We start from the raw sequence: 5517 nt of genomic DNA, 5'->3' as shown, positions 1-5517 counted from the left end.
ACCGGTGCCCCCGCGGGCGTTCCCGCAGCGGCGCACGCGCGGATATTCCCCGGCGCCGGGACCCATGGGGGGTCCGTGCAACGTCGCGTACCCTGGACCCGATGACTTCCGCGCGTGATGACCAGCAGAGCGTGGGCGAGCAGCCCGTGCGAATGACGTTCTACGAGGCCGTGGGCGGTGAGGAGACCTTCACCCGCCTGGTTCGCCGCTTCTACGAGGGCGTGGCCGACGACCCTGTGCTCCGCCCCATGTATCCGGAGGAGGACCTCGGCCCGGCCGAGGAGCGCCTGCGCCTGTTCCTCATCCAGTACTGGGGCGGCCCGCGCACCTACAACGAGCAGCGCGGCCACCCCCGCCTGCGGATGCGGCACGTTCCGTTCCGCATCGGCGCAGCCGAGCGCGACCTGTGGCTCAAGCACATGCGCGCCGCCGTGGACTCCCTCGACCTGCACGAGGCGCTGGAGCGCCAGCTGTGGGAGTACATGGTCATGGCCGCGCACAGCATGGTCAACGTCCAGGAGGACGCCGTCCCCCCGGAGGTCCCCCGTCCGACACGCGTGTCGGTGGCCTCGGATGACGAGGGCGACGACGGCGATGCCGTTACCATCTCCCTGAAGTAGGGGGAGCCCCGGACGCACGGGCCCGGCGCCGGCGCGTCCGGCCCGTGCTCGGGCCGTGAGGACTCCCCGCTCGGCGGAGTCGGACCGGAGAAGAGGGTGCTGCCTTGAGGCCAGGGACCGCGTGGGTCAGCCGGACCGAACTGCGTACCGACCGCCTGATCCTCCGGCGCTGGCAGGAGCGCGACCTCGAACCCTGGGCGGCCGTGAACGCCGACCCCGAGGTCCGGGAGCACCTGGGCGAGCCGCTGACCCGCGATCAGAGCGATGCCTCCGTCGCCCGCTTCCGGGACGGGTTCGACCTGCGGGGCTACGGCTGGTGGGCGGTCGAGGAGCGGGACACGGGCGACTTCGTCGGGTCCGCGGGCCTGGACCGGGTGGAGGACGGCCTGCCCTTCGGCGGGACGGAGATCGGCTGGAGGCTCGCCCGGCCGGCCTGGGGACGCGGCTATGCCACCGAGGCCGCGCTGGCGGTACTGGCCTACGGCTTCGACACCCTCGCCCTCCCCGAGATCCTCGCCGTGGCCACGGTCACGAACATCCGCTCACAGGCGGTGATGCGCAGGATCGGCATGACCCGGGACCCGGAGGGCGACTTCGACGACCCGCGGGCGCCCGAGGGGCCCCTGCGCCCGAACGTGCTGTACCGCATCGCGGACGGCGCCGCGGACCGGGACTAGGGCGTGGTCCGCGGGTGCCTTCGGCGGGCTCGGCGCTCGCGCCGGTCGCCGCGAGCGGTCGCCGGGCCGTCTCTCGCAGGACGAGTGGCGAGGGTCGGCCCGGGGTCGGCTGTCCGAGCGCGGTCGGCACGGCGGGAGGCGGCCCCGCGGATGCGGGCCCGGAACGACCCGCGGAACACGTCCTAGGCGTAGGCGGCGAGGAAGGCGCGCTCGGTGGCGTCGAGCCGGCGGGCGCTCTGCGTGGCCACGTCGAAGCCCACGAGCACGGTCTTCGCGCGCAGGTACACGCGGTCGTCGTCCAGGATCTCGTAGGCGAGGGTGAAACTGGCGTTGCGCACCTCGGTCACCCACAGCTCCACGCGCACCGGGTCGGTCCGGGGGAGCAGGGGGGCCACGTAGTCCGCCTCCTGGCGGGCCACGACCATGGCACCGAACACCTCGTCGCCCTCGACCGCGCCGCCGTAGCGCAGGAACGAGACCCGGGCGTCCTCCAGGTAGGTGAGCATCCGGACGTTGTTCACGTGGTGCTGCGGGTCGAGGTCGGCGTAGCGGACCTGTGCGAGGTGCACGTGCCGCGCGGGGGCCGACCCGGTGCCGACGGCTCCGGCGTCGATCTGTGTCACGTCTGGGTCCTCTCGTGCTGCTCTCCCCGGGGGGCGTACGACTCCTCCGATTGTCTCAACGCCCCCCGGGGCGGGACCCCTCCCCGGGTGTCCGATTCCTGTGTCGTTGCTCTCCCGGACCCGCGGGAGGAGGACGTCAGTCCGCGGAGAGGCCCAGGTGGTGGGCGAGGAAGGCCAGCTGCTCGGAGTTCAGTGACACACTGCGGCTCACCGACCGCGAGCTGTGGCCGACCTCGGCCTCCCTGCGCAGCAGGACGGGCCGTTCCTCCGCAGGGGCGGACGTGGCGTCCTGCAGCGCCGCGCACAGTTTGCGGGCGTGCAGGGGGTCCACGCGCGTGTCGTTGTCGAACACGGTGAACAGGGTGGCCGGGTAGCGGGTGCCTTCGCGGACGTTGTGGTAGGGCGAGTAGCCCAGGAGCCATCCGAGCTGCTCGGGGTCGTCCGCGGTGCCGTACTCGACGTTCCACAGCTGGCCGAGGCCGAACCTCTCGTAGCGGACCATGTCCAGGAGGGGCGCGGAGCAGACCGCGGCCGCGAACAGGTCCGGCCGCTGGGTGACCATGGCGCCGACCAGCAGCCCGCCGTTGCTGCCGCCCATCACGGCCAGCCGGTCCGGGGCGGTGACCCCGGTGGCGATCAGGTGCTCGGCCGCGGCCGCGCAGTCGTCGAAGACGTTCTGCTTGCGGGCCAGCATCCCCGAGCGGTGCCACTCCTCGCCCTCCTCCAGGCCGCCGCGCAGGTTGGCGACGGCGTACACGCCGCCCGCGCGGGCCCAGGCCAGGGCCACCGCGGAGTAGGCGGGGGTGAGGGAGATCCGGAAGCCCCCGTACCCGTAGAGGATGGTGGGCCGCGGGCCCTCGGCGGGAGCCGAGGGCGACACGACGAGCATGCGCACGGGCGTGCCGTCGCCGGACGTGTAGGTGACCTGTTCGACGTTCACGTCCGGCAGGTCGATGTCCCCCGGGGCGTCGGCCCATACGGACACCCGCCCGGCGAGCGCGTCGTAGCGGTACACCGAGGACGGGTGGGTGTTGTCGGTGTAGCCGAACCAGGCCTCGTGGCCTCCCTCGGGGCGTTCCGAGAGGCCGCCGACCGTGCCCAGCCCGGGCATGTCCACGACGCCGAGGAGCTCCCCGGTGAGCAGGTCGCGCTGGGTGACCTCGCTGATCGCGTGGCGGCTGTGGGAGACCAGGAGTTCGGGGCGTTCGAGGGCGGAGCCGTCCAGGACGGCGTAGTCCTCCAGCACCGCCTCGGGCTCCTCGGGGACCAGGGTGGTCCAGTTCTCGTAGCGGGGGTCGGCCGGATCGGTCACGCACACGCGCCCGCGCGGGGCGTCCCGGTCCGTCCGCAGGTACAGGCGCCCGTCCCGGCCCACGTGCCCCTCCAGGTCGGCGTCGACGCCCTCCTGGACGGGCACCAGGCGGGGCCGCTCCAGGTCCCCGTCGGACAGGTCGGCGATCCACATGTCGGTGGCCGAGGAGGTCCCCCGGACCGCCTGGAGGATCAGCCAGCGGCCGTCCCGGCTCACGGAGGGGCTGAAGTACTCCGTCTTGTCCCTGCCGGAGCCGAAGACGAGGACGTCCTCCTCGGCCGGGCGCCCCAGCCGGTGCAGGTAGACGCGCCGGTGGTAGGCCTCCTCGCCGTCGGGGACCTCCTCCGGGGGCAGCCGCCGCACGTAGTAGAAGGCGGAGGAGTCCGGCAGCCACGCGATCGGGCTGTAGCGGGCCCGGTCCACGGGGCCGTCCACCAGGTCGCCGCTGTCGACGTCCACGACCCGCAGGACGGACTCCTCGTCCCCGCCCTCGGAGAGCTGGTAGGCGAGCAGGCGCCCGTCGGGGCCGGGCTTCCACGCGTCCAGGGTGGTCAGGCCCCCGGGGTCGAGCGCGCCGGGGTCGACCAGGACGCGCTCGGGGCCGTCGCCGTCGCGGACGTAGAGCACCGCGTGCTCCTGCTCGGCGGTCCGGCGGACGAAGAAGCTGCGGTCGCCGCGCCAGACGGGGGCCCCGACGGCTCCCGCGCCGAGGAGGGACCGGATCCGGTCGGCGAACCGCTCGCGAGCGGTGTAGCGCTCGGAGGCCTCGGTGTACAGGGCGTCCTGGGCCGCCGCCCACGCCTTCGTGGCGGTGGATCCGCAGTCCTCCAACCACCTGTAGGGGTCGCCGACCTCGTGGCCGTGCAGGTTCTCTGTGACGTCGAGCCGTTCGGCCGGGGGGTAGCGGAGTTCACGCATACTTCGCACTCTATCCACCGCTATCAACCACTGGGTGTTCGGCGCGGCGTCAGGATGAAACGTGGTTTGTCGGGCGCACAATAGGACCACGAAAAGCGTCAACACGCGGTTTCTGTGCGGCCCGGCGTAAATTGGGGTGGCGCCGGGGCGGTCCGAACACGCAAACTGAATGCGGGACGCAACTCGGCGGGACCACCGGGAGGTCCGTGTGGCAAGGCGTACGGAAACACCGATCCTCGGATCGGTGCACAGGGAGGTCTCCTGGCTGGCCGAACGGCTGGCCGGGGAAGAGACACGGTCGTTCACCGCGACCGGGGCGACGCGATGAGCGCCCCAAGCAGCCGGGAGGGTGGCACAGGGACCGCCCGCCGCCACGTGCTGCTGCTCAACGCCAGCTTCGAACCACTGACGACACTGCCCCTGCGCAGGGCGATTCTCCTCGTCCTGCGGGAGAAGGCCGAAGTCGTCCACCAGGACGACACGGGGACGGTGCTGCACTCGGCGACGCGCTCCTACGACGTGCCGTCGGTCATCCGGCTCAGGCGCTACATCAGCGTTCCGTACAGTCGCAGGGTGCCCCTCACCCGGGTGGCGCTGATGAGACGGGACCGGCACGTGTGCGGCTACTGCGGGAAGAAGGCCGAGACCATCGACCACGTCATCCCGCGCAGCCGCGGCGGCGCGCACGTGTGGGAGAACGTGGTCGCGGCCTGCAAGCCGTGCAACCACCGCAAGGCGGACAAGTTCCTGGACGAGCTCGGCTGGGAGCTGCACATCACCCCCAAGGTGCCCAAGGGACCCCACTGGCGGCTGATCAACGGTGACCTGCACGGCGACCCCCAGTGGGAGCCGTACATGGCCCACCTCGCGGCGTAGGCGCCCGGCCGGACGCACGGGCCGGCCAACGGGCTCCAGCGGTCCGGCGGGGCCGGAACCGGGCGTCCCACCCGGCCCCTGCCGTCCTTCCGCCCTCCGGCGCGGCCCCCACGGGCGGTCGGGGGGCGGCCGTGCGTCCCCGGGGCGCCTCCGGGTGCGCCCCCACCGGTCCCGCGCGGTGGGGCCCGTCCCGCGGCGGTCCCCGCAGGCGCCCGCCCGGCGAAGGGGCGGGCGGTGACGTGAGGGCGCGGCGGCCGTATTCTGGCGGCATGCCGAGATACGACTTCCGCTGCCGCGAGTGCGGTGACACCTTCGAGCTCTCCCGTCCGATGGCAGAGGCGGGCGACCCGGCCCCCTGCCCCGTGGGGCACGGCGACACCGTGCGGCTGCTGTCCACCGTGGCGGTGGGCGGGCGCGCCTCCGCCCCCGCGCCGTCCGGGGGCGGGGGCTGCTGCGGGGGCGGTTGCTGCTCCTGCTGTCTCTTATACACA

General features: G+C 73.2%; 6 protein-coding genes. 4 read left to right on the top strand and 2 right to left on the bottom strand.

The genetic code is table 11. The annotated features are described in order from the left end of the window. The first annotated feature begins 101 nt into the window (after window positions 1-101). Window positions 102-620 carry a globin gene (locus ACWGL3_RS30620; protein WP_267948567.1) on the top strand — a complete coding sequence of 173 codons (519 nt, stop codon included), beginning with the start codon at window positions 102-104 and terminating at the stop codon, window positions 618-620. 104 nt (window positions 621-724) lie between these two features. After that, window positions 725-1297: a GNAT family N-acetyltransferase gene (locus ACWGL3_RS30615; protein WP_267948568.1), complete on the top strand. Its 573-nt coding sequence runs from the start codon at window positions 725-727 to the stop codon at window positions 1295-1297. A gap of 182 nt (window positions 1298-1479) precedes the next feature. Here ACWGL3_RS30615 and ACWGL3_RS30610 read toward each other — a convergent pair whose 3' ends face one another. Both ACWGL3_RS30610 and ACWGL3_RS30605 read right to left on the bottom strand, forming a co-directional pair. Next, complete coding sequence (locus tag ACWGL3_RS30610; protein ID WP_267948569.1) at window positions 1480-1920, bottom strand: acyl-CoA thioesterase; 441 nt, start codon at window positions 1918-1920, stop codon at window positions 1480-1482. Between the two features lie 136 nt (window positions 1921-2056). Beyond that, the gene (locus ACWGL3_RS30605; RefSeq protein WP_452462090.1) at window positions 2057-4150 is read right to left on the bottom strand and encodes a prolyl oligopeptidase family serine peptidase; all 2094 of its coding nucleotides are present in this window, start codon (window positions 4148-4150) and stop codon (window positions 2057-2059) included. A 375-nt stretch (window positions 4151-4525) separates the two neighbouring features. On the opposite strand from ACWGL3_RS30605, the gene ACWGL3_RS30600 reads away from it, so the two are divergent. After that, window positions 4526-5026: an HNH endonuclease gene (locus tag ACWGL3_RS30600; protein ID WP_267950275.1), complete on the top strand. Its 501-nt coding sequence runs from the start codon at window positions 4526-4528 to the stop codon at window positions 5024-5026. Window positions 5027-5295: 269 nt separating this feature from the next. Beyond that, window positions 5296-5517: FmdB family zinc ribbon protein (locus ACWGL3_RS30595; RefSeq protein WP_452462089.1), on the top strand; the 222-nt coding region annotated here is incomplete at its 3' end.

It is taken from the genome of Nocardiopsis sp. NPDC055824, from assembly GCF_053616335.1.
The sequence above is the reverse complement of the archived record's forward strand: the minus strand, read 5'-3'. Positions and strand labels throughout refer to the sequence as shown.